This window comes from Micromonospora sp. NPDC126480 (assembly GCF_040302465.1).
GTDB lineage: Bacteria > Actinomycetota > Actinomycetes > Mycobacteriales > Micromonosporaceae > Micromonospora.
Map to the genome: position 1 here is coordinate 21,641 of NZ_JBEORU010000022.1, position 23,133 is coordinate 44,773.

Annotated in this window: 18 protein-coding genes; 4 read left to right on the top strand and 14 right to left on the bottom strand. The window is 70.4% G+C overall.

Annotated features, from left to right (window positions below):
* Positions 1–5: 5 nt before the first annotated feature.
* The 4 genes from ABTW87_RS20300 to ABTW87_RS20315 all read right to left on the bottom strand — a co-directional run bounded on the left by ABTW87_RS20300 (position 6) and on the right by ABTW87_RS20315 (position 3,380).
* Positions 6–614: a DNA-3-methyladenine glycosylase gene (locus tag ABTW87_RS20300; RefSeq protein WP_350652394.1), complete on the bottom strand. Its 609-nt coding sequence runs from the start codon at positions 612–614 to the stop codon at positions 6–8.
* A gap of 58 nt (positions 615–672) precedes the next feature.
* Positions 673–1,878, bottom strand: coding sequence for a helix-turn-helix domain-containing protein (locus ABTW87_RS20305; protein WP_350652395.1), 1,206 nt, complete (start codon positions 1,876–1,878; stop codon positions 673–675).
* Positions 1,868–2,035, bottom strand: coding sequence for a hypothetical protein (locus ABTW87_RS20310; protein WP_350652396.1), 168 nt, complete (start codon positions 2,033–2,035; stop codon positions 1,868–1,870). Before ABTW87_RS20310 ends, ABTW87_RS20305 begins: the two co-directional genes overlap by 11 nt.
* 130 nt (positions 2,036–2,165) lie before the next feature.
* On the bottom strand, positions 2,166–3,380 hold the full coding sequence (locus ABTW87_RS20315; RefSeq protein WP_350652397.1) for a helix-turn-helix domain-containing protein: 1,215 nt from the start codon (positions 3,378–3,380) through the stop codon (positions 2,166–2,168).
* A gap of 217 nt (positions 3,381–3,597) precedes the next feature.
* On the opposite strand from ABTW87_RS20315, the gene ABTW87_RS20320 reads away from it, so the two are divergent.
* A complete protein-coding gene (locus ABTW87_RS20320) occupies positions 3,598–3,960 on the top strand; it encodes an effector-associated constant component EACC1 (protein WP_350652398.1) in 363 nt (120 codons plus the stop codon).
* Positions 3,957–5,117, top strand: coding sequence for a caspase family protein (locus tag ABTW87_RS20325; RefSeq protein WP_350652399.1), 1,161 nt, complete (start codon positions 3,957–3,959; stop codon positions 5,115–5,117). Before ABTW87_RS20320 ends, ABTW87_RS20325 begins: the two co-directional genes overlap by 4 nt.
* On the opposite strand, the gene ABTW87_RS20330 is transcribed toward ABTW87_RS20325, so the two are convergent.
* Entirely contained in the window at positions 5,105–7,810 is a 2,706-nt protein-coding gene (locus ABTW87_RS20330) for a site-specific DNA-methyltransferase (RefSeq protein ID WP_350652400.1), read from the bottom strand. The genes ABTW87_RS20325 and ABTW87_RS20330 overlap by 13 nt on opposite strands.
* Complete coding sequence (locus tag ABTW87_RS20335) at positions 7,810–10,875, bottom strand: BPTD_3080 family restriction endonuclease (RefSeq protein WP_350652401.1); 3,066 nt, start codon at positions 10,873–10,875, stop codon at positions 7,810–7,812. The genes ABTW87_RS20330 and ABTW87_RS20335 overlap by 1 nt, the downstream gene beginning before the upstream one ends.
* Positions 10,876–11,012: 137 nt before the next feature.
* On the opposite strand from ABTW87_RS20335, the gene ABTW87_RS20340 reads away from it, so the two are divergent.
* Together ABTW87_RS20340 and ABTW87_RS20345 are read left to right on the top strand one after the other, a co-directional pair.
* Complete coding sequence (locus tag ABTW87_RS20340; protein WP_350652402.1) at positions 11,013–13,589, top strand: AMP-binding protein; 2,577 nt, start codon at positions 11,013–11,015, stop codon at positions 13,587–13,589.
* A gap of 130 nt (positions 13,590–13,719) precedes the next feature.
* A complete protein-coding gene (locus tag ABTW87_RS20345) occupies positions 13,720–14,073 on the top strand; it encodes an MmcQ/YjbR family DNA-binding protein (RefSeq protein WP_350652403.1) in 354 nt (117 codons plus the stop codon).
* 90 nt (positions 14,074–14,163) lie between these two features.
* Here the strand turns inward: ABTW87_RS20345 and argH are convergent, their stop codons facing one another.
* The 8 genes from argH to argC form a co-directional block, all read right to left on the bottom strand.
* Positions 14,164–15,627, bottom strand: a complete 1,464-nt coding sequence (argH, locus tag ABTW87_RS20350) for an argininosuccinate lyase (protein WP_350652469.1) — start codon at positions 15,625–15,627, stop codon at positions 14,164–14,166.
* Positions 15,628–15,635: 8 nt separating this feature from the next.
* On the bottom strand, positions 15,636–16,847 hold the full coding sequence (locus ABTW87_RS20355; protein WP_350652404.1) for an argininosuccinate synthase: 1,212 nt from the start codon (positions 16,845–16,847) through the stop codon (positions 15,636–15,638).
* Entirely contained in the window at positions 16,844–17,359 is a 516-nt protein-coding gene (locus tag ABTW87_RS20360) for an arginine repressor (RefSeq protein WP_350652405.1), read from the bottom strand. Before ABTW87_RS20360 ends, ABTW87_RS20355 begins: the two co-directional genes overlap by 4 nt.
* A complete protein-coding gene (argF, locus tag ABTW87_RS20365; protein ID WP_350652406.1) occupies positions 17,356–18,327 on the bottom strand; it encodes an ornithine carbamoyltransferase in 972 nt (323 codons plus the stop codon). Before argF ends, ABTW87_RS20360 begins: the two co-directional genes overlap by 4 nt.
* Complete coding sequence (locus ABTW87_RS20370; RefSeq protein WP_350652407.1) at positions 18,324–19,667, bottom strand: acetylornithine transaminase; 1,344 nt, start codon at positions 19,665–19,667, stop codon at positions 18,324–18,326. Before ABTW87_RS20370 ends, argF begins: the two co-directional genes overlap by 4 nt.
* A complete protein-coding gene (gene argB, locus ABTW87_RS20375; RefSeq protein WP_350652408.1) occupies positions 19,664–20,545 on the bottom strand; it encodes an acetylglutamate kinase in 882 nt (293 codons plus the stop codon). The genes ABTW87_RS20370 and argB overlap by 4 nt, the downstream gene beginning before the upstream one ends.
* Positions 20,542–21,714 (bottom strand): bifunctional glutamate N-acetyltransferase/amino-acid acetyltransferase ArgJ, encoded by a 1,173-nt coding sequence (gene argJ, locus ABTW87_RS20380; RefSeq protein ID WP_350652409.1) that lies wholly within the window; start codon positions 21,712–21,714, stop codon positions 20,542–20,544. The genes argB and argJ overlap by 4 nt, the downstream gene beginning before the upstream one ends.
* Positions 21,715–21,946: 232 nt before the next feature.
* Positions 21,947–22,948, bottom strand: a complete 1,002-nt coding sequence (argC, locus tag ABTW87_RS20385; protein WP_350652470.1) for an N-acetyl-gamma-glutamyl-phosphate reductase — start codon at positions 22,946–22,948, stop codon at positions 21,947–21,949.
* Positions 22,949–23,133: the final 185 nt, after the last annotated feature.

Here is a 23,133-nt window from a genome sequence, read left to right on the forward strand (position 1 = left end):
CGCGCTCATGGTTGGGCGGGGCGTCGGCGGGGGACGTGGCGGCGGTAGGTGCTCACCGTCGGATCATCGGTGATCCAGAACCGCCACGGCACGTCGTGCGCCCCGGTCACCCCGACCCGGGGGCCGGCACTCACCGACCCGGCCGGCACCGGCGTCGACGCGGGCCGCAGCCGGACCGGGCCGTCGCCGAGCAGGTAACGGCCGTACACCGACTTGTCGATCCCGAGCGCCGCGCAGAGCCGCGCCGGCCCGCGCGCGAGGTCCACGTCCCGACGTACGGCGGTCCGGCGCGCGCGGGCGGTGTCGAGGCCGTCGACCACCTCGCCGGCCCGCAGCAGCACCGCCGACGCCTCCCCCTCCGGCCCGGTCACCACGTTCACGCACCAGTGCATGCCGTAGGTGAAGTAGACGTAGGCGTGCCCGGCCGGGCCGAACATCACGGCGTTGCGGGGCGTGCGACCCCGGTGGGCGTGCGAGGCCGGGTCGCCGGCCGTGCCCGCGTACGCCTCGACCTCGGTGATCCGGACGGTGACGCCGCCGGCCGAGATCTCCCAGCCGAGCAGGTTCCGGGCGGTCTCGGCAACGTCGGTGGCACTCAGCCAGGAGTAGTCCATCCCTCCAGGTAACCCCGCCCGGGGCTCGACCGGCAAACCGCACTCCCGTTCGTACCGGTCAGACCGCCGACAGCCCGAGCGCGGCGGCGAGTGGCACGAGTGGGCTCGGGGCGTGCCGGCTCCGGATCACCTGGGCGAGCAGGTCGCGGGCGACAGGCCGGTGCCGTACCTCAGCCGGCGCGGTGGCTTCGGCCGCCAGCAGCAGCTTTCCGGCGTTGGCCGGGTCGTCCGCCTGGAGGTGCGCGCGGGCGGCGTCGACCAGGTGGGCGGCGCGATGCTCGACCGGCAGCCACCGCCATCCGTCGCTGCCGATCGTCTTCTCGTGCCAGGCCAACGCCTCGCCCGGATTACCCAGCTCAAGCGCCACCAGCATGCGGGCAGCCGTGGTCACGGTCGGTCCGAACCCGGTCCGGTGGTGGTCGTGGCCGTCACACACCCGCGCCGCCAGCTCGGCCGCCTCATCGATCAGGCTCGACGTAACCATCTCGTCGCCGTTGTGGGCCGCCGCGAGGGCGGCCTGCACCAGCAGCGTGCCGCAGAGCGACAGGCGCGCCGCCGGGCCGCCATCGAGGTCAGGCGGGGCGATGCGGTACGCGGCAGCCCGCATGATCGGCACCGCCGAGCGCGCGCGGCCGGTGGCGCGCAGCACCTGTCCGAGTTGCACCGCTGCCGCGGCCACCAGCGCCGGGTCACCGGTGGCGATCGTCATCGCGCGATCCGCTATGAGCCATGCCAACCCGGTCTCACCGAGCTTCAACAGGAGCGAGGCGGTGACCCGGTACACTTCCACCAGCGACGTCCGACCCGTCTCGGGCTCGCGGACGTAGCCGCGCTGCGCCCCGAGCACCAGCTCCGGCAACCCCTTGCTCAACTGTGGGTACCGTGCGTGCTGGTAGGTGGTCCAGGCATGCCCGACGCTGCGGGCCAGTTGAGCCGGCGGAGGCACGTCCCGGCCCGCCGCCCGCCGGCCCAGAGCCATCTCGTACGTCGACAGCACCGCCCTGATTCGCTCCACGTCTTCGATCCGAGTACCCGTGTCCTCGGGTTGGACGTCCCGGCCGAGCAGCACCTCCCGGTCGATCCGGAGGACAGCGGCGATCTCCGCAATCGTGGAGATCTTGTCGAGTGATCGGGCGCCCCGCTCGACCTTGTCCACCCAACTCTTCGACTTGCCGAGCCGGTCGGCGAAGACCTGCTGGGACATCCGGCGTCGACTGCGCCAGTACGCCACCCGCCGACCGATCGGCACCGACTCACTGCCCACGACGCCACCGCCGGTCGGGCAGGGCCCGAGTCGTCTCCTCGACGGGGATCCGTTCTGCCTCGGCCTGGGCGAGAAGCCGATATTTCGCCACCTCCCGTTCGGCCGCCTCGATTTGCTCGCCCCTGCTGGGCGTACCGGCATCCTCCTGGCCACTCATTGCCGACTCCCTCACCATCAGAAGCGACGGCGCGGAGTCACCGGACGACTTCGTGCCGCCATCGCCCGATTACGCTAAGCAGTCATGCCATTCAGACGGTGTACGCGCTGTACCCGGTGACGAGGTGTACCTAGAGGTCAGTGGCACCGATCCGACGCGCGAGGTCGACGGCTTCGGCGCGGACCGCCGCCGGCGCTTCGTGGCACAGCCGGGTGACCATGTCTTGCGCCGCCGGCGAGTAGCGGACCGTCTCGGGTGACGTCGCCTCGGCTCGCGCCAGCAGATGCAGGGTCGCTTCCCTCGCACCTTCCAGGTCGGCCGAACGAGCCAGCTCCACGTAATGCCGGCCACGCCGCTCGGTCGACGGGATCGATGCCGGGTCAAGAGCATGGGCACGGCGCTGCGCCTCGTCGGGATCGCCGAGATCCACGGCGCACATGACCGCGTACACGTCGACCAGGGGCCGCGACACCCGGGTCCGCAGGCCCACGAAGCCCTCCGGCAGCGCACGATCGACGACCGATCGGGCGGCGTCCCAATCCGACCACGCCCCCTGGTCACCGGTGCGGGCGCGGGTAAGTGCGACACAGAGGTGCAGGTCGGCCAGCATCTCCGCCCATTCGGTGCCGCCATCGGCAACGCGAGGCTCGATCAGCCCGCGCGCTTCCCGAAGCCGCTCCAGCGCCTCGTCGCCGCGACCAACCGAGCGCAGCAGGTGTGCCGCATACCAACTCGCCTGTGCGATAGCCAGCGGGTCATCCGCATCCAGGGCAGCGGTCATCCCGCGATCGACGGTCAACCACACCATCTCGCGGTCGCCATGCCAGGCGAGGTAGGCCTGGGCCAGGTGGTAGGCCTGTGCGAGCAGGGTGAGGCTCGCCCGCCGATCTTCCCCGGAGTGCAGCCGGGCAGCCCGCTGGGTGGCGTCGAGCAGGCCGGGCAGGATGTCCCCGGCCGCTGTGCGCTGAAATCGAGACGTGTGCCAGGTCTGCCAAGCGGAGTCGACCGCACCACGCAGGTAGTCGGTGCTCTCCGCTTCGCCGTCGAGGACGATGTGCCAGGCGGTCAGCGCGCGGCGCACCTCGTGAACTGCGGGATGACTGGCCCGGCCGTCAAGAGACAGTGCCACCGACGGGCCGAACAGCTCACCGAGGTCCCGAACCCCGAGGTGTGGCGCCAACTGTTGTGCGGCACGCAAGGTCAACGACCGGCGGCCATTCTCGATGAACTTGACAGTGGTCGGCGATAGTCCACTCAGGTTGGCCAGGCGCTCGCGGGATAGCCCGGCGGCTCGACGTAGCCGCTCGACACGCTGGCCCGGCGTGGGCTGGTGCTGCCTGGTCACGCGAAACACCTCACCTGATGGGGTACATCGTGTACCTCACAGTACGCGCAGCCCACCGCGGTAGGAAGAGGCGAAAGCGATCGCCTCCTCGGCAATCGCACAGCCATGCCTGAACATGGAGGCTTCTCGCATTCTAATGATCGAGAATAGCGGCCGGATCGAGGTTTGCCGGTGCGCTGGACGAACTGACGTCTCTCCCTATTAAATAATGAGCACTATGACGGTGATCAACATGTCTCCGCTCGACGGCAGCCCCAGCGATCTGCATTCCCTGTTCAGTTGGCTTCAGCGCACCGATGAACTGCGCGGGAGAGTGCGGATACTGCCTCGCCAACCCGGCCCGCACGAGATGGGCGGCGCTGTAGAGATCGTCTCTGTTGCGGTCGGCAGCGGTGGCGCGATTGCCGTTCTGGCCGGTGCGCTGGCGACCTGGCTACAGACGCGGCGCGCACGGATCAGCGTGGAGTTCGTCGTCGACGAGACGGGCGAGACCCTGCGGAGAGTCGAGGTCGAAGCCAGCAACGCGGCCTCGGTCAAAGAGCTGTACGACGCAGTCGCTCAGGACCGGAAGGTGCCATGAGCGCTCGCTTGCCAGATCCAAGGGCCTCCCAGGCGCTGCTCATCGGGGCATCGCGGTTCATCGACGATGACCTGCACGATCTTCCAGCAGTAGCCAACAACGTACGGGCTCTGACCGACCTGCTCACCGATCCGGTTCTGGGTGGCTTCGATCGGTCAGGTTGCCGAGTGCTGACCGACCCAGCGACCCCACAGCAGGTCGGGGATGCCATTGACGCTGCAATCGACCAAGCGCTGGACACGCTCGTGTTGTATTACGCGGGCCACGGGGTGCTTAGTCAGCGCGGGGACCTGTTCCTGGCCGTCGAGTCCACCGAGCCCGACCCGCGCCGGGTCCGCTACTGCGGTGTGCCGATGGAGTGGTTCCGGTCCGCGCTGGCCGACAGCCCTGCGCCCAACCGAATCCTGATCCTGGACTGCTGTTTCTCAGGGCAGGCCGCAGAGGCGATGTCGGGCAACACCGCCACGGTCAGCGGAAACCTCGACATCCGTGGCACTTACACCCTGGCGTCCGCGCCCGCCCACCAAACCGCAGTGGCACCGCTCGGTGCAAAGTTCACCGCGTTCACCGGCGAGTTGCTGCAAGCGTTCCGGCAGGGCATCCCGGAGGGCGGCGAGCTGCTGACGCTCGGCGACATCTACCCGTCCCTAACCCGGGCGCTGCTGGCGAGCGGCATGCCCCGTCCGCAACGTCTCGGCACCGGCTTGGCCGACCACATCGCGCTGACCCGCAACCCCGCCTACCGACCAACAACTCGACCATCCGGCAAGCAGCGCCCAGCGTCGGAGTCGCCTCACAGTCGGGCCGTACCCCGCGGACGAACCGCCGATGAGCAGGATCCGAAGATCGCCGCCGAGTTCCACGCCGCCATGCTGGACGGTTACCGAAGAGCCAAGAAGGAGTTGAACTACAACGCCGGCTACTTCCTGCAGATGGTGCAGCAGGTAGGCGGGCTGGAGGCTGCCCGCCGGCTACTTAGGGCAAGTTCGGTTTCCAGCGGCTTCACGACCCTGTGGGAGAAGGGCAGGCTTGACCTCGCGGTCGAGGCGGTGGTGCTGCAGGAGCGCTTCGCCGGGCTGTTTACCGACGAGGAACTCGACATCGCCCGGAACAGATTGGCGGAATACGGCTACCACCTGCCAGCTCAGACTTCGTAGACCTTAACCACCTCGTCGCCGTAGTGGTTGACCACCTTCACGGCGATCATCCCAGACTCCGGCCGGGGGAACGGACGGGATCGGTGACTGTAGAGGCTATGCCAGGCCGATTCGTCGATCTGCGCGCGGAGTGCCTTACGCAACCGCTCGTACGGGTCCAGCCCGTCCGGCTTGCCCTCCTTGCCGGCGAAATAGATGTGCCGGACAAAGAACTCCTCCTGGTTGTAGTCCGTGTCGATCATCCAGAGGGCGACGTCGCCAACGCCGTTGTCCGGCCGCAACTCGCCCGTGGTGGGGTTGTAGACGTCGACGCCACGGATCTCGACCACGAGCCCGTCCGGCGCCGGATCGATGGCAATGTCCGGCTCACCGAAGACCGTGAAGAGATTGGCCGTACCGGTCTTCTTCAACAAGGTGTCCCCCATTGCGAGGTCCGCGTTCATCCGGACCAGCAGGACAGGGAGCCTACCGAGCTGCCGCTGCTCCGCGACCGTGGCGAAGTCGTTGCCCTCCGGTGCGAACTCACTGGCGGCGTCGCTGGCACGCCCGTCGAAGCCGAACGCGCACACCAACAGCAGGTCGAACCCAACGCCCCTGAGCGCCTCCCGAGCCGCCTCCTTGACCCACTCGGCATCCACCGTGCCGTACTGCGGGCCGACACTGACCGCGATCCGTGCCGACGTGCCGTCGTCGTTGCGCCGGGCGGCCTCCGCGTGGATGAGTTTGCCCGGGTGCGGGTTCAGCGACGCGAATTCCAACCGCTCGTTGCGCCAGCCGTTCTGCACGCCGGCCTTGGCGAGGTTGTCCAGGATCGTCTTGTGGTAGGCGTTGATGTCAGTGCCACTGGACTGTTCCTCGCCGACCGAGAACGTCACCGGACGGTGCGGTGACAGGCTCTCGACGGTGAACCTGCCGGCCACCCGGATCCGTTTCTTGTCCTCGTACGGACGGTCGTAGAGCATCTCGGTGTCGGCGTGCCGGGCGATCGCTGCGTCGATCTCCTTGCGGCTCATGCCCTCCTTGATGTCCGGGTTGTTCGCGATCGACTTGAGGGTCACGTGCGGCACTCGCTGGTAGACGAAGCCCTTGCGGATGTCGTTACCGGGTAAGGTGGGCGGCGGCTCGGCACCGGACAACTCCCGCTCCTTGGCTCGGCCTTCGACACAGTCGGCCAGCAGGTAGGCGGGATACTTCGCACCGATCAACCGCTGCCGAGCGAGCGTGATCGCTACCCGCGAGGTGTCGACGGTAATCCAGCGCCGCCCCCACTGCTCAGCCACATACGCGGTGGTCCCAGAACCACACGTCGGGTCCAGCACCAGATCCCCGGGGTCGGTGCACATCAACATGCACCGCTCAATCACCTTGGTGTTCGTCTGCACGACGTAGACCTTGGGATCGCCATAGCCGGCCGTGGTCGTGTCGTCCCACGCATTGTGCAGCGGATAAGCCGGGAAGTCATCAAGATAACGAACATATCGCAGCGTGTCACCCAGGGGCATAAGTCGTCGAGCCAACTTCAGACGACGCATTCCATCGGCGTTTGTCTTCCAGCCACCCTTTCTGGGTCGGTAAGGTGTTCCGCCCAGATGCACATCGAAGACCGTTGTCTGACCTATTCGGGTCGTCTGGCTGGTCAGGTTGTCGGCAGCGAAAACCCTCCCACTAGGCGTTTCACCAGGCACCATGCGTCGTCGCTGCTCGTCACCGTCCTCAACGAACACGTAACCAGAACTACCTGCGCCCTCACCAGACTTTTTCTGATACAGCTGCCGATACTTTCCTGTGGCAGATCGAAAATCTTTTGTGTACCAAAGGATGTAGTTGTTCACAGACGCCAGAACGTTCGTGCCGCCCGCAAAACTGCCAGCTCCTGATGTTGTCTTAAAGCTGATGAGCGACGCGAAGTTCTCCGGACCGAATACCTCGTCGAGGAGACAGCGGACGAGGTGGACGTTCTCGTCGCCGATCTGGACGAAGATGCTGCCGGACTCGGTGAGCAGGTCGCGGGCAATGATCAGCCGGTCCCGCAGGTAAGCCAGATAGGAGTTGATGCCCAGCTCCCACGTGTCGCGGAACGCCTTGATCTGCTCGACCTCGCGGGTCACGTCGGCGAGGTTACCGTCCTTGACGTCCCGCTTGCGCGCCGACATCTGCCAATTGGAGCCGAATTTGATGCCGTACGGCGGGTCGATGTAGATCATCTGGACCTTGCCGCGCAGGCGTTCCTTCTCGGCCAGTGACGCCATGACGCGCAGCGAGTCGCCCAGGATCATCCGGTTAGACCAGTTGGCCTCGTGCTGGTAATACTCGACCGACTGCCAGTCGTCCAGACCATCGAAGTCGGCGTAGTCGTCCGCGAAGAGACCGAGCTGTTCGTTCTCGCGAGGGCGAGAACTCTCGCTGGCCCTCCGCAGCTCCTCGACAAGGGTCCGCGGGGCGATCTTCTCCTGAATGTAGATCGGCGGGGCCTCGACCACCAGATCGTCGGCGTCCTGCTCCTCCTTACCGATCCAGACGAGCTGCGGATCTAGGCTCGGGTCGCGCTCTTTCTTGACCTGCTCGATCCGGGCGGCGTCGGGCGAGACGAGCTCCTGGCCGTCAGCTGTCGGCAGATGCACTCGCCGGTCGGTCGGGTGCGCGATCGCCTGCACGGGCACGGCGGCGACGGGCTTGCGACTCCTCGAGGGCATCAGACCAGCTCCTCCTCGGCGGCGAGTACGGCATCGGTGATCGCCGACACGCCTTGCAGCTTGAACAGTGCCTCGATGGCGGGCCGAAGGTCTCGTTTGGCGGTGGTCGGGTCGCGAAGCTCGCAGAAACTCCAGCGCCCGAAGGCGCCGCTGTTGTTGACCGCCGGCACCCACAGATTGCGGGCGGCCCACGCCTTCTGCGATGCCTCGGCCTGCGACTTACGGCCGCCGGACACTTCCACGATCAGGGTGCGGGTGATTCCGTCGCCGACGTCGGCCAGCTTCACCAGGAAGTCCGGGTAGAACCGCCGGCTCCGGCCGGCGTGCTCGTATGGGATGAAGAAGTCGAGATGGTCGTTGCGGACGTACGCGGCGACATGGTCCTCCGGCAGCGACTCGATCGCCTGCGCCACCGCCCGCTCCCAGGCGTTGCCGTCCTTGCCGTCCAGCGTCACGAGATTGACCTGGCAGCGTCTCGGATCCGTCGGCCAGACCTCTCTGGTCGTCCGGAAGTCCACGCTGAACGTGGTGCCCATCGGGTCCGTCGTCCGCAGCACAGGCAGGACCCAGCGTTTCCGTGAGCCGTCCTGCCGCGTGATCGACTGCCAGATCTTCTCCACCGCCTCGGCCTCCCGCAACAGGATCAGACCGATCGCCTGATCGTCGCGGAGTTCGACGCAGCCGCGCAGCCACTGCTGGGCGATCTCCAGCACCTGCGGGAAGTACCAGGGCCGCAGATCGCCCTCCTCGGTGCGCAGCTTGCGCGTGAGCACCTCGCTGGCGAGCCGGTAGGCGACGTACTGTCCTCGGAGGGTCTTCAAACGTTCGAGGTCGTGCACGTCCTCCGCACCGACCTGTCCTGCCATTGTGGTCTTCGTCGGGAGGTCGGCCCGGGAAAGGATCATCCGCAGGTCCGGGTCCGAAAAGTCGGGCACCAGCTGCTCGTCGGGTATCTCCAGGTGGTAGCCCGTTACCCGAGGGAAGGTGATCTCCAGCTTGCTGGCGTCGCGATCGGGCTCGGCCCGCACGTTGCGCACGGGCTTCATCGGCAGCTCGCGGGACACGGCCACGGTGGGGATGAACTGGAACGGAACGCCGTAGACATCCGCGTACTCGGGGGTGAACATGCCGTTCTCGTCGGCGACGTACGAACGGCGCCGCAGTCCCCGGCCGACCACCTGCTCGCACAGCAACTGGGTGCCGAAGGCCCGCACCCCCAGGATGTGGGTGACCGTGTTGGCGTCCCAGCCTTCAGTGAGCATGGAGACACTGACGACGCACCGCACCGGTTCGCCGAGCTTCCCCGGTTTGCCGACGGTGTTCATCACCTCTCGCATCAGCTCCGCGTCGCCGATGTCGTCTGCGGTCCGGCCGGGGAAGCGTTCCGCGTACTCCTGCTTGAACTCGGCGATCTCGCGACCTGCCGCGCGGCGGAACTCCGGCGACAGGCTGCCGGACTCGAACTCCGCAGCGTCTACGAGGATCGTCCGCTGTCGGGGCAGCCACTGCCCGTCCGCCACGTTGCTGAACAAGGGGAGCTGTCCGGCGGTCGGCAGAGTGGTCCCGCCCTGTTCGCGATCATAACCGCCGATCCAGTCGTAGACCGCCTTCGAGATCGTCGTGTTGCTGCAGACGACGATGAACACGGGCGGCGGCTGCCCGTGCGCTGCCGCCTCTGACTTCTCCCACGTCTCGAAGGCCGTCACGTAGGAGCCGTAGAGGCTGTGCAGGGCAGCGGTCAACGCACCCGGAAGGTCCGCTGCGGTGAAGTCCTGGTTGGCCCGACGCCCGCCCTTGGGCAGGGAATCCCGGACCTCCTGCCACAGGTTGAGGTAGGTCACCCGGTTGGCGACCCGGTCGTCGTCCACGGGAACCCGGGGGATCTTGACGATGCCGGCCTCGATGGCGTCGATCAAGGAGAAGTCGCTGACCACCCAGGGGAAGAGAGTGCCCTCGCGGTAACCGGAGCCGGCCAGGAAGAAGGGCGTCGCGGAGAGGTCGTACACCTTCTTGATGCCGACCTTGGCCCGGATCGCTTCCAGGCCACTGAACCAGATCCGCGCGTCCTCGGCCCGGTCGGCGGCCTCCTTACGCTCCTCGCCGCGCAGGTTCTCGACGGTGTCGGCGTCCGGCTCCGGGTCACCGGTCCGCCCGCGGTAGCAGTGGTGCGCCTCGTCGTTGAAGACAACGATCTCCGACGAGCCACCGAGCGGACGCAACACCCGGCTGACCATCTGCGCCGGCGTCTCCCGAAACGGGTCGGGGCGCCCAGGCGCTACAAGGGACTTGGTGTTTCCGGTCGCGTTGCGCCCGAACCGGGTCTCGCGGAGTTGGAAGGCGTGGAAGTTGGTGATGACGATCTTTGCCTGGCCGAGGTCGTCAACGAACTCGACCGGCACCAGGTCCCGTTCCCGGTAGTAGTTGCCGGCGTCCTCGGGCAACAACACCCGCAGGCGGTCGCGGATGGTGAGGCCGGGCGTCACCACCAGGAACCGCTTGGCGAACGTCCGGTCGTAAGGCGCGTGGACCTTGTTGATCGTCTGCCAGGCGATCAGCATGGCCATCACGACCGTCTTGCCGGTGCCGGTCGCCATCTTGAGAGCAACACGCGGCAGCCCGTTGTTGTGCTCGGCGTTGTGCGCGTCCAGGTCGTTGTTGATCCAGCTGCCCTGCCACTTGGTCGCGCCCTCGGCCAGGAAGATCGCCGTCTCGACGGCCTCAAGCTGGCAGAACAGGAGCTTGTTGTCCCGCTCCGGATCGCTCCAGTACTCCAGCAGGCGGCGGGTCACCGGCGTGACGTTGGGCCAGCCCGCCTCCCGCCAGGCGTCGACCCGTTCCCGGACGTCGTTGACCTGCTTGTTGGGCTTGATGTCGTCCTCGGTGAAGACCTGCAGCTCGAGTTGCTGCCCCCGTTTGCGGGGCCGGGGCACCGGGATGAAGAAGCTCGACGGGCGTCGCTGCTCCACGAGCCGGTCTGTGATGCCATCGCGGTCAAAGGCGAAATGGCGGGTCGGATGCCCGTACGGTGAGTTGATGATCGGGTTGTCGATGACCCGGTCGCCCACCGCTGGACCTCCCGATTGCGGCTGATGTTGCAGATTCGAGCGACAGCCTATACCGCGAGTTAAGGCTCTTGATCGCGGCACCGGCCGTGACGCGGGTCGCCCGCCCTATGGATTAGGTCAGGCTTACCTTAGGCTTGGTGTCCGTGACGCCCCTGTCCTCCCTGCTCCCGGCCGTCGGGGTCGTGCCGTTCGTCCGCAATCTGGCCGCCCACGGGGACCGTCCCGCGATCGTGACCCGGGACGGGGAGATCACGTACGCCGGCCTCGCCGAACGGGTCGCCCGGACCGCCGAGCGACTCGGGCCGGGCCGCCGGCTGGTGCTGGTCATCGGCGCGAACACGGTCGACTCGTTGGTGGCGTACCTGGCCGCGCTCTACGCCGGCCACCCGGTCCTGCTGGTGCCGGGCGGGCACGACGCCGCCCTCGCCAGCCTGGTCGACGCGTACGACCCGGACGTGGTGGTCGGCCCGGCCGACGGCGGCTGGCGGATCGAGCACCGGCGGGCGGCCTCCGCGCACGACCTGCACCCGGATCTGGCGCTGCTGCTGTCCACCTCCGGCTCGACCGGCTCTCCGAAGCTGGTCCGGCTGTCGCAGGCCAACCTGCAGGCCAACGCGGAGGCGATCGGCGAGTACCTGGGCATCCGGGACACCGACCGGGCGGCCACCAGCCTGCCGCTGCACTACTGCTACGGGCTGTCGGTGGTCAACAGCCACCTGGCCCGGGGCGCCGCGCTGGTGCTGACCGGCCTGTCGGTCGCCGACGCCTGCTTCTGGGAGCTGTTCGGGGAGTCCCGGGCCACCACGTTCGCCGGGGTGCCGTACACCTTCGACCTGCTGGACCGGGTCGGCTTCGCCACGATGGACCTGCCGCACCTGCGCTACGTCACGCAGGCCGGTGGCCGGCTCGCGCCGGAGCGGGTGCGCCGCTACGCCGAGCTGGGTCGCCGCGCCGGCTGGGACCTCTACGTCATGTACGGGCAGACCGAGGCGACGGCCCGGATGGCGTACCTCCCGCCGGACCTCGCGCTCGACCACCCGGCGGCGATCGGCGTGCCGGTGCCCGGCGGCGCCTTCCGGCTCGCCCCGGTCGCCGACCACCCGGACCCGGCGGTCGGCGAGCTGGTCTACGCCGGCCCGAACGTCATGCTCGGCTACGCCCACTCCCCCGCCGACCTGGCGCTCGGCCGCATCGTCGACGAGCTGCACACCGGCGACCTGGCTCGGCGCACCGGGAACGGCCTGTGGGAGATCGTCGGCCGGCGCAGCCGGTTCGCCAAGATCCTCGGGCTGCGGATCGACCCGCAGCAGGTCGAGGGGCTGCTGGCCGCACACGGCGTGGTCGCGACCTGCCTCGACGGTGACGACGAGCTGATCGTGGCGGTCGTCGGCGTCGGCGACCCGCGCCGGATCCGCCGGCTGGTGGCCGACGAGGTTGCACTTCCGCCGCGCGCCGTGCGGGTGCTGACGCTGCCCGAGCTGCCCCGGCTGGCCTCCGGCAAACCCGACCTGGTGGCGCTGCGGGGGCTGGCCGCCGCCGAGGCCTCGCCGCCCGCGCCGGCCGCCGTCGGTGACCTCTGCCGGTTGTACGCGGAGGTGCTCGACCGCACCGACGTCACCCCGGAGCTGAGCTTCGTCGATCTCGGCGGGGACTCCCTGTCGTACGTCGAGATGTCGGTGCGCCTGGAGCAGGAGCTGGGTCACCTCCCGGCGAACTGGCACACCCGACCGATCGGCGAACTGCGTCGGCCGGCCGCCGCTTCCGGCCCGCGGCGGCGGCGCGCGCTGGAGACCAGCGTGGCGCTGCGGGCGGCGGCGATCGTGCTGATCGTCGGCTCGCACATCCCGCTGTTCACCATCACCGGCGGGGCGCACGTGCTGCTCGCGGTGGCCGGCTTCAACTTCGCCCGGTTCCAGCTCACCGACGCCGACCAGCGCGACCGGCTGCGCCAGGTCCGCACCGGCCTCGCGCGGATCGTGCTGCCGACGGTGGCGTGGATCGGCGCGGTGATGCTGGTCAGCGACCAGTACAAGCTGAGCACCCTGCTGCTGGTCAACAGCATCGTCCGGCCGGAGGACGCGCCGCACGGCTGGCACTTCTGGTTCATCGAGGCGGTGGTCTACCTGCTGGTCGGCCTCGCGGCCCTGCTCGGGCTGCGCCGGGTCGACGGCTGGGAACGGCGGCACCCGTTCGCCTTCCCGCTCGGGTTGACCGCGCTCGCGCTGCTCGGCCGGTACGACGTGTTCGGCCTGGACGCCCGCTACGACCTGCCCTCGGCGCTGGTGGCGGGCTGGCTGTTCACGCTCGGTTGGGCGGCCGCCCGGGCCGACGGGGTACGGCAGCGGCTGCTGGTCACGGCGGTCGCGGCGGGCACCGTTCCCGGGTTTTTCGGTCAGCCCGGGCGGGAGGCGCTGATCGTGGCCGGGTTCGCCCTGCTGACCTGGCTGCCGACCGTGCCGAGTTGGGCCGTCGTGAACAAGGTGGCGGGTGTGCTGGCCGCCAGTTCGCTCTACATCTACCTGATCCACTGGCAGGTGTACCCGCACCTGCGGGACCTGCCGCTGGTCGCGCTCGCGGCGTCGCTGGCGGGCGGCATCGCGTACGCGGCCCTGGTGAACCGGGTCTGGCGCTGGGCGACCGCTCGCCGCAAGCGGTCGAGCCGGCGAGATCAGATGACGCCCGGCCGGTCCGTGGACGGGCCGACGCCCAGCTGACGATCATCCGATCGTCGCCCACACCCTCGTAACACCGCGATCACCTCGACCTCGTCGGTGAGCTGATGCAGGTTCACGCCGGCGAGCATAGGAGACTGGGTCGACGTGGGTCGGACTGCGGGAGTGGCTGATGGAGCGTGAGGAGATGCGGGCGTACTGCCTGGGCAAGCCGGGCGCCTGGCTGGACCAACCGTGGGAGGGCGACGAGGTGGTCAAGGTCGGCAGCCGGATCTTCGCATTCCTCGGCAGCCCGGACGGCGGGGCCCGGATCGGCCTGAAGTGCGGCCCGGATCGGGAGGTCGCCGACGAGTGGATCCACCGCTTTCCCGACGACGCGCGCCCCTCGCCGTACATCGGCCGCTCCGGCTGGAACACGCTCCGCCTCGACGGCGAGATCCCGGACGACGAGCTGACCGAGGCCGTCGACTCCTCCTACGAGGCGGTCGTGGCGAAGCTCCCGAAACGCGAACGCCCCCAGGCCTGAGCACCTTCGGGGAAACTGCTACCTCGGAAGGCTCGGAGGCCGCAGTTTGCCCGAAGGTGCGCGTGAGGCCGCCGACGAGCGGCGCCGCTCTCAGCGGGGCACGACCCGCTCGGCGGCCCACTCCTTCCAGCCGACGAGCTTGTCGGCGGCGGCGGCGAGCTGGTCGGCGACCGGGCCGGGGCCGGTGGAGCCGGGCGTGGTACGGGCCGCGAGGGCGGAGCGGACCGACAACACGTCCCGCACACCCGGGTTCAGGTGCTCGCTGACCGCGGCGAGGTCGTCGTCGGAGACCTCGTCGAGCGCGCAGTCCCGGGCCACGCAGAGCGCCACCAGCCTGCCGGTGATCTCGTGCGCGTCACGGAACGGCACGCCCCGCCGGACCAGCCAGTCGGCCACCTCGGTGGCGAGCGAGAAACCCACCGGCGCGGCGGCGACCAGGCGGTCGACGCGTACCGTCATCGTGGAGATCATCCCCGCGAGGGCCGGCAGCAGCAGCTCCAGGGTGTCGACCGCGTCGAAGGCCGGCTCCTTGTCCTCCTGCATGTCCCGGTCGTACGTCATCGGCAGGCCCTTGAGCATGGTGAGCACGCTCATCAGCCCGCCCACCAGCCGGCCGGACTTGCCCCGGGCCAGCTCGGCGATGTCCGCGTTCTTCTTCTGCGGCATGATCGACGAGCCGGTGGCGAAGGCGTCGTCCAGCTCCACCCAGCCGAACTCCTGCGACGTCCACAGCACCACCTCCTCGCCGAGGCGGGACAGGTGCACGCCGATCAGCGCGGTGACGAAGAGGAACTCGGCCACGAAGTCCCGGTCGGCGACCGCGTCCATCGAGTTGGCGAACGACGTACGGAAACCGAGCTCCTTGGCGACCGCCATCGGGTCCAGCGGCAGCCCCGAGCCGGCGAGGGCGCCCGCGCCGAGCGGGCTGATCGCGGTGCGGTGGTCCCAGTCGCGCAGCCGCTCCAGGTCACGAAGCAACGGCTGCACGTGGGCCAGCAGCCAGTGCCCGAAGGTGACCGGCTGGGCGTGCTGCACGTGCGTCATGCCCGGCGCGGCGGTGTCCACGTGCCGCTCCGCCTGCTCGACCAGCGCCTCGGCCAGCTCCACCAGGCGGGCGGCCACGCCGCGGGCGTGATCGCGCAGGTAGAGCCGCAGGTCGGTGGCGACCTGGTCGTTGCGGGAGCGGCCGGCGCGCAGCTTGCCGCCGAGGCTGCCGAGCCGCTCCAGCAGGCCGCGTTCCAGAGCGGTGTGCACGTCCTCGTCGTCCACCGTCGGCCGGAACGCCCCGGAGGCGCAGGCGGCCTCCAGGTCGTCCAGCGCGGCCAGGACCCGGCCCAGCTCCTCCGGGTCGAGCAGGCCGGCGCCGGCCAGGACCCGGGCGTGCGCCCGGGAACCGGCGATGTCGTACGGGGCCAGTCGCCAGTCGAACTGCACGCTCACCGACAGCCGCGCGAGGGCCTCGGCGGGGCCGCCGGCGAAGCGACCGCCCCACAGGCTGGTCCGGTTGGCGGCGGCGCTGTTCTGCGTCAGGCTCTTGTCGTCCACCCCACCCATTGTGAAGGTCAAGACTGCGACCCACCCAACCGGGCGTCCCGGGCGGCGGCCATCTTGCTGGGCAGGCCCCACAGCTGCACGAAGCCCTTGGCGAGCGACTGGTCGAACGTGTCGCCGGTGTCGTACGTGGCCAGGCCGAAGTCGTAGAGGCTGGCCTCGGAGCGCCGGCCGGTCACGGTGGCCCGACCGCCGTGCAGGGTCAGCCGCACCTCGCCGGAGACATGCTTCCGGGCGTCGTCGATGAACGCGTCCAGCGCGTACTTCAGCGGCGAGAACCACAGGCCGTCGTAGACGAGCTCGCCCCAGCGCTGGTCCACGCTCCGCTTGAACCGGGCCAGGTCCCGCTCGACGGTGACGGCCTCCAGCTCATGGTGGGCGGTGATGAGGGCGATCGCGCCCGGCGCCTCGTACACCTCGCGGCTCTTGATGCCGACCAGCCGGTCCTCGACCATGTCCAGCCGGCCCACGCCCTGGGCGCCGGCGCGCCGGTTCAGCTCCAGGATCGCCTGGTACGGGGTGACCGTCTCGCCGTCGATCGCCACCGGGTCACCGGCGTCGAAGGTGATGACGACCTCGTCGGCGTCCCGCTGCTCGGCCGGGTCCGAGGTGTACGAGTACAGGTCCTCGACGGGTGAGTTCCAGATGTCCTCCAGGAAGCCCGTCTCCACCGCGCGGCCCCACAGGTTCTGGTCGATCGAGTACGGCGACTTCGCCGTCACGTCGATCGGCAGGCCCTTCTCCTCGGCGAACGCGATGGCCTTGTCGCGGGTCCAGGCGAAGTCCCGGGCCGGCGCGACGATCTTCAGGTCGGGGGCGAGCGCGCCCAGCCCGACCTCGAAGCGCACCTGGTCGTTGCCCTTGCCGGTGCAGCCGTGCGACACGATGGTGCCGCCGTACTTGCGGGCCGCCGTGACCAGGTGCTTGACGATCAGCGGCCGGCTCAGCGCCGACACCAGCGGGTAGCGGTCCATGTAGAGGGCGTTGGCGCGGATCGCCGGCAGGCAGTAGTCGGCGGCGAACTCGTCGCGTGCGTCGACCACCTCCGCCTCCACCGCGCCGCAGTCCAGGGCGCGCTGCCGGATCACCTCCAGGTCCTCGCCGCCCTGGCCGACGTCGACCGCCACCGCGATCACCTCGGCGCCGGTCTGCTCGGCCAGGTACGGAATGGCGACGGAGGTGTCCAGCCCTCCGGAGTACGCCAGGACGACCCGCTCGGTCATGGTGTGCTGCTCCCTTCAACGTTCTCTTCGCGGCGGGCCCAGCCGGCGAGCTTGTCGCCGAGCGCGGCACCGCCGTCGGCCTCGCGGGCCACGACGAGGATGGTGTCGTCGCCGGCGATCGTGCCGACGACCTCGGGCAGGCCCGCTCGGTCCAACGCGCTGGCCAGGTAGTGGGCTGCGCCCGGCGGGGTGCGCAGCACGGCGATGTTGCCGCTGGAGTCGACCCCGTTGAGCAGCTCGTGCAGCAACCGCACGAGGCGCGCCGGCGCGGTCTCCGCCTCCCGCAGCGAGCGGTGGCCGTCCTCGGGGATCAGGTAGACCGCGCGACCGTCGCCGCCGCGTACGGTCACCGCGCCCAGCTCCTTGAGGTCCCGCGAGAGGGTGGCCTGGGTGACCTGGATGCCGTCGCCGGCCAGCAGGTCGGCCAGCTCGGTCTGCGAGTGGATCGCCTTGTCACGGATCAGCTCGACGATGCGGCCGTGCCGGGCGGCGCGGGTCAGCGGGGCGGTCATGGTGTCTCCCTGGTGGTGGCGTCCGGCGCCACCACGTCCGGGGCCGGTCCGGCACCGAGGAGGAACGTCAGCAGCGCCTTCTGGGCGTGCAGCCGATTCTCCGCCTGGTCGAAGACCGCGCTGCGCGGGCCGTCGAGCACCTCGTCGGTGATCTCCTCGCCGCGGTGCGCGGGCAGGCAGTGCAGCACGATCGCGTGCGGCGCGGCGTGCGCGAGCGTCCCGGACGTGACCTGGTACGGCAGGAACGGCGTGATCCGGTCCTGCCCGTCGGACTCCTGCCCCATGGAGGTCCAGGTGTCGGTGGCGACGACGTCGGCGCCGCGTACCGCCTCGACCGGGTCGGTGAGGGCGCGGACCGACCCGCCGGTGCCGGCGGCGATCTTCTCGGCCCGGGCCGTCACCTCGGGGTCGGGACCGAATCCGGCCGGCCCGGCGACCCGGACGTGCATGCCCGCGGTCGCCCCGGCCAGCAGGTACGAGTGCGCCATGTTGTTCGCCGCGTCGCCGAGGTAGGCGAGGGTGCGACCGGCGGTGCCGCCGAGGCGTTCGCGGACCGTCAGCAGGTCGGCCAGCAGTTGGCAGGGGTGGAAACCGTCGGTGAGCGCGTTGACCACCGGCACCGTCGCCCCCGCGGCGACCTCGGCGATGCGGTCGTCACCGTGGGTACGCAGCACGATCGCGGCCACGTAACGGGACAGCACCCGGCCGGCGTCGCCGAGCGTCTCGCCCCGGCCGAAGTGGGTGACCTGGGTGTCCACCACCAGCGGGTGCCCACCCAGCTCGGCGATGCCCGCGTCGAAGGAGATCCGGGTACGCAGGCTCTGCTTGTCGAACAGCACCGCCACCGACCGCGGCCCGGCCAGCGGCTTGTACGCGAACCGGTCCGCCTTCATCCGGGCGGCGAGGTCGAGCACCGCCGCCTGCTCGGCGGGGGTGAGATCGTCGTCGCGCAGGAAGTGCCGGGTCATGCGGGGGCCTCCGGGCTGGTCGCGGCGGTCGGCGTCGAGGTGGCGGTGGCCGGCGCGGCGGCGGCCGGGTCGGCGGCACCTGGCGTGGCGGCGGTAGCCGGCGTGGCGGCGGCCGGGTCGGCGGCACCTGGCGTGTCGGCGGTCGGGACGGTGGCAGCAGGCGTGGCGGCGGCCGGGACGGCGGCGTCGAGGGCGGCCGGCAGGGCGGCCAGGAACGCGTCGGCCTGGGCGGCGGTGAGGATCAGCGGCGGGGCGAGCCGGAGCACGCCGGGCTGCACCGCGTTGACCAGGAAACCGGCCTCGCGCAGTGCCTCGGCGGCGACTGCCGAGACGGGCGCGGTCAGCACGATCCCGAGCAGCAGGCCGGCACCCCGGACGCCCTCGACGAGCGGGTGACCGAGCGCCTCGACACCGCGCCGCAGTCGCTCCCCGACCCGCTTGACGTGGTCGAGCAGTCCTTCGCTGGCGATCGTGGAGACCACCGCGAGGGCGGCGGCACAGCTGATCGGGTTGCCGCCGAAGGTGGTGCCGTGCGAGCCGGGACGGAGCAGGGCGGCGGCCGGGCCGAAGGCCACACAGGCGCCGAGCGGCAGCCCGCCGCCGAGCCCCTTGGCCAGGGTGATCACGTCCGGCTCGACGCCCTCGGCCTGGTGGGCGAACCAGTGCCCGGTGCGGCCGACGCCGGTCTGCACCTCGTCCAGCACCAGCAGCGCCCCGTGCCGGGCGGTGATCCGCCGGGCAGCCGCTAGGTAGCCCGGTGGCGGGGCCACGACACCGTTCTCGCCCTGGATCGGCTCGAGGATGACCATCGCGGTGGCGTCGGTGACCGCCGCCTCCAGCGCGGCCACGTCGCCGTACCCGACGTGGGTGACCTCGCCGGGCAGCGGCCGGAACGGGTCCGCCTTGGCCGGCTGTCCGGTGAGCGCGAGGGCGCCCATCGTCCGGCCGTGGAAGGCGCCGTGGGCGGCCACCACCTCGGTGCGGCCGGTTAGCCGGGACAGCTTGAAGGCGGCTTCGTTCGCTTCCGCGCCCGAGTTGGCGAAGAACACCCGGCCGGGCCGGCCGGCCAGCGCGAGCAGCAGCTCGGCCAGGGCCACCGGCGGCTCGGCGACGTACAGGTTGGAGACGTGTCCCAGCGTGGCGACCTGCCGGGACACGGCGGCGACCACGGCCGGGTGGGCGTGGCCGAGGGCGTTGACGGCGATCCCGCCGAGCAGGTCCACGTACTCCCGGCCGGCCTCGTCGACCACGACGGCGCCGGACCCGCTCACCAGCGCGAGTGGCGGCGTGCCGTAGTTGTCCATCATGGACATGGACCAGCGTTCGACGAGGGTGCTCATCCCGGGATCACCATGGTTCCGAAGCCTTCCGACGTGAACACCTCCAGCAGAGTGGAGTGGGCGACCCGGCCGTCGACGACGTGCGCGGCGGGCACTCCCCCGTGCACGGCCCGCAGGCAGGCCTCCATCTTCGGGACCATGCCCGACTCGAGGGACGGCAGCAGCTTCGCCAGATCGTCCGTGGTGATCTCACTGACCAGGCTGGACGTGTCCGGCCAGTCGGCGTAGAGGCCGGGCACGTCGGTCAGCACGACAAGCTTGCGGGCCTGCAGGGCGACCGCGAGCGCCGCGGCGGCCGTGTCCGCGTTCAGGTTGTGCAGCACCCCGTCCGCGTCCGGCGCGACCGTCGAGATCACCGGGATCCGGCCGGCCGCGATCAGGTCGGTGACCGCGGAGACGTCGACCGACTCCACGTCGCCGACCTGACCCACGTCAACGGGCTGCCCGTCGACGTACGCCGGTCGCCGCACCGCGGTGAACAGGCCGGCGTCCTCGCCGGACAGGCCGACGGCGAACGGGCCGTGCGCGTTGATCAGCCCGACCAGCTCCCGGCCGACCTGGCCGACGAGCACCATCCGGACCACGGCCATCGACTCCGGCGTGGTGACCCGCAGGCCGCCCCGAAACTCACTGTCGATGCCGAGCCGGCCGAGCATTGCCGAGATCTGCGGACCGCCGCCGTGCACCACGACCGGCTTGAGGCCTGCGTACCGCAGGAACACCATGTCGGCGGCGAACGCCTTCTGCAGCCCCGGGTCGACCATGGCGTTGCCGCCGTACTTGACGACGACTGTCGAACCGGAGAAGCGGGCCAGCCAGGGCAGCGCCTCGATCAGCGTGGCGGCCTTCACCTGGGCGCGGGCGAGATCGGTGCTCACGTCGAGTACGCCGAGTTCTCGTGCACGTACGCGTGCGAGAGATCGTTCGTCCAGATCGTCGCCTCCGCGCCACCCGTACGCAGGTCGATGCGGATGGTGACGTCCCGCCCGCTCAGGTCGACCTTCGACCGGTCCTCCGCGGCGGCACCGCCGCGGCACACCCACACGCCGTTGACCGCGACGTCGACCGCGTCCGGCTCGAACCGGGCGGCGGTGGTGCCGACCGCGGCGAGGATGCGCCCCCAGTTCGGGTCGTTGCCGAACAGCGCGGTCTTCACCAGGTTGTTGCGCGCCACGCTGCGCCCCACCTCGACCGCGTCGCTCTCGCTGGCCGCGCCGACCACGTCGATCGCGATCTGCTTGGTGGCGCCCTCGGCGTCGGCGATGAGCTGCTGCGCCAGGTCGTGACAGGCCGCGGTGACCGCGGCGGTCAGCTCCGCCGCGCTGGGCTCGATACCGCTCGCGCCGCTGGCCAGCAGCAGCACCGTGTCGTTCGTGGACATGCACCCGTCGGAGTCGATCCGGTCGAACGTGACCCGGCAGGCTTCCCGCAGCGCCGCGTCCAGCGCGTCCGGCCCGGCCACCGCGTCGGTGGTGAGGACGCAGAGCATCGTGGCCAGCGCCGGAGCGAGCATGCCCGCGCCCTTCGCCATCCCGCCGACCGACCAGCCACTGCCGTGGGCGACCGCGTTCTTCGGCCGGGTGTCGGTGGTCATGATGGCCTGGGCGGCGGCCGGCCCGCCGTCGCGGCCGAGCGACCGGACGGCGGCACGCACGCCGGGCAGCAGCCGGTCCATCGGCAGGCGCTCACCGATCAGGCCGGTGGAACAGACGGCGACGTCACCGGCGCCGAGCATCAGCCGGGGGTTCGCCGCGGTCAGCGCCGCCGCGGTGTGCTCGGCGGTGGCGTGGGTGTCCTGGAAGCCGCCCGGGCCGGTGCAGGCGTTGGCCCCGCCGGAGTTGAGCACCACCGCGCGGACCACGCCGCCGTGGACGACCTGCTGCGTCCAGAGCACCGGCGCGGCCTTCACCCGGTTGGCGGTGAAGACGCCGGCCACCCCGGCGTCCGGGCCGTCGTTGACGACGAGGGCGACGTCGGACGCGCCGCCGGTCTTCAGTCCGGCGGCCACCCCGGCCGCCCGGAAACCGCGAGGGGCGGTGACACTCACAGAGTTCGCCTTTCGTTCGCGACTGCGGGGCTCCGCTTCGCTGCACTCCTCGCGCTCACAGAGTCCGCCTTTCGTTCGCGACTGCGGGGCTCCGCTTCGCTGCACTCCTCGCGCTCACAGAGTTCGCCTTTCGTTCGCGACTGCGGGGCTCCGCTTCGCTGCACTCCTCGCGCTCACAGAGCCCGCCTTTCGTTCGCGACTGCGGGGCTCCGCTTCGCTGCGCTCCTCGCGCTCACGGGGCGGTCCCCCAGACCGACAGGCCCGTCGTCTCCGGCAGGCCGAGCATGATGTTGGCGTTCTGCACGGCCTGACCGGCCGCGCCCTTGCCGAGGTTGTCCAGCGCGCTCACCACGATCAACCGGCGCGAGTCGACGTCGACGGTGGCCTGCAGGTGGCACGAGTTGGAGCCGACGGTGGCGGCCGTGTGCGGCCACTGCCCCTCCCGCAGCACGTGCACGAACGGCGCGTCCGCGTACGCCTCGGCGAGCACCGCCTGCGGGTCGACGCCCCGCGCCGGCACGGCGGTCACCGTGGCGAGGATGCCGCGCGGCATCGGCGCCAGCACCGGGGTGAACGACAGGCTGGTGGCGCCGGTGGCCTGCTTGATCTCCGGGACGTGCTGGTGCGCGCCGACCCGGTACGGCGACAGGTCGCCCATGACCTCGCTGGCGAGCAGGTGCGGCTTGGCGACGCGACCGGCGCCGGAGGTGCCGGAGGCGGCCACCACCACCACGTCCTCGGGCCGGGCCGCGCCGGCGGCGATCAGCGGGGCGAGCGCCAGGATGATCGTCGCGGCGTAGCAGCCGGTGTTCGCCACCCGGGTCGAGCCGGCGATGAGCTCGCGCTGGCCCGGCAGCTCCGGCAGGCCGTAGGTCCACGGTCCGGCGTGGGTGCCCCCGTAGTAGTTGGCCCAGTCGTACGGGTCGGCGAGCCGGTAGTCGGCGCCGAGGTCGACGATGCGCACCTCGGGCGGCAGCTGGGCGGCGAGCGCCGCCGACTGCCCGTGCGGCAGGGCCAGGAAGACCAGGTCCGCGTCGGCCAGCGCCGCCGGGTCGGTCTCGGCGAACACCAGGTCCAGCCCGGTGAGCTGCGGGTGTACGACGTCGAGCCGGTGCCCGGCCTGGCTGTGCGCGGTGGCGACGACCAGGTCGAACTCGGGGTGCCCGGCGACCAGGCGCAGCAGCTCGCCCCCGGCGTAGCCGCTGGCCCCGGCGACCGCGACCCGGATCCCCATACTCACCTCCGCATGACTATGCAGAGAGCGTAACAGCACCCTGCATGTTCATGCAATCATTTGCATGAGGATGAGGATGTGCCGGGGATCACGCGCGCTACGCGCGACGAGGCCCGTACCGCGGTTGCGGCACGGGCCTCTCGTCCGGTGTGTTAACAGGGGTCCCTTCCTCTACCGGAGGCGTT

Bases quoted from the DNA above. Each gene is read 5' to 3' on its own strand.
- ABTW87_RS20300 (WP_350652394.1), bottom strand. From the start codon at position 614: ATGGACTACTCCTGGCTGAGTGCCACCGACGTTGCCGAGACCGCCCGG.
- ABTW87_RS20310 (WP_350652396.1), bottom strand. From the start codon at position 2,035: ATGAGTGGCCAGGAGGATGCCGGTACGCCCAGCAGGGGCGAGCAAATC.
- ABTW87_RS20320 (WP_350652398.1), top strand. From the start codon at position 3,598: ATGACGGTGATCAACATGTCTCCGCTCGACGGCAGCCCCAGCGATCTG.
- ABTW87_RS20325 (WP_350652399.1), top strand. From the start codon at position 3,957: ATGAGCGCTCGCTTGCCAGATCCAAGGGCCTCCCAGGCGCTGCTCATC.
- ABTW87_RS20330 (WP_350652400.1), bottom strand. From the start codon at position 7,810: ATGCCCTCGAGGAGTCGCAAGCCCGTCGCCGCCGTGCCCGTGCAGGCG.
- ABTW87_RS20345 (WP_350652403.1), top strand. From the start codon at position 13,720: ATGGAGCGTGAGGAGATGCGGGCGTACTGCCTGGGCAAGCCGGGCGCC.
- argH (WP_350652469.1), bottom strand. From the start codon at position 15,627: ATGGGTGGGGTGGACGACAAGAGCCTGACGCAGAACAGCGCCGCCGCC.
- ABTW87_RS20355 (WP_350652404.1), bottom strand. From the start codon at position 16,847: ATGACCGAGCGGGTCGTCCTGGCGTACTCCGGAGGGCTGGACACCTCC.
- ABTW87_RS20360 (WP_350652405.1), bottom strand. From the start codon at position 17,359: ATGACCGCCCCGCTGACCCGCGCCGCCCGGCACGGCCGCATCGTCGAG.
- argF (WP_350652406.1), bottom strand. From the start codon at position 18,327: ATGACCCGGCACTTCCTGCGCGACGACGATCTCACCCCCGCCGAGCAG.
- ABTW87_RS20370 (WP_350652407.1), bottom strand. From the start codon at position 19,667: ATGAGCACCCTCGTCGAACGCTGGTCCATGTCCATGATGGACAACTAC.
- argC (WP_350652470.1), bottom strand. From the start codon at position 22,948: ATGGGGATCCGGGTCGCGGTCGCCGGGGCCAGCGGCTACGCCGGGGGC.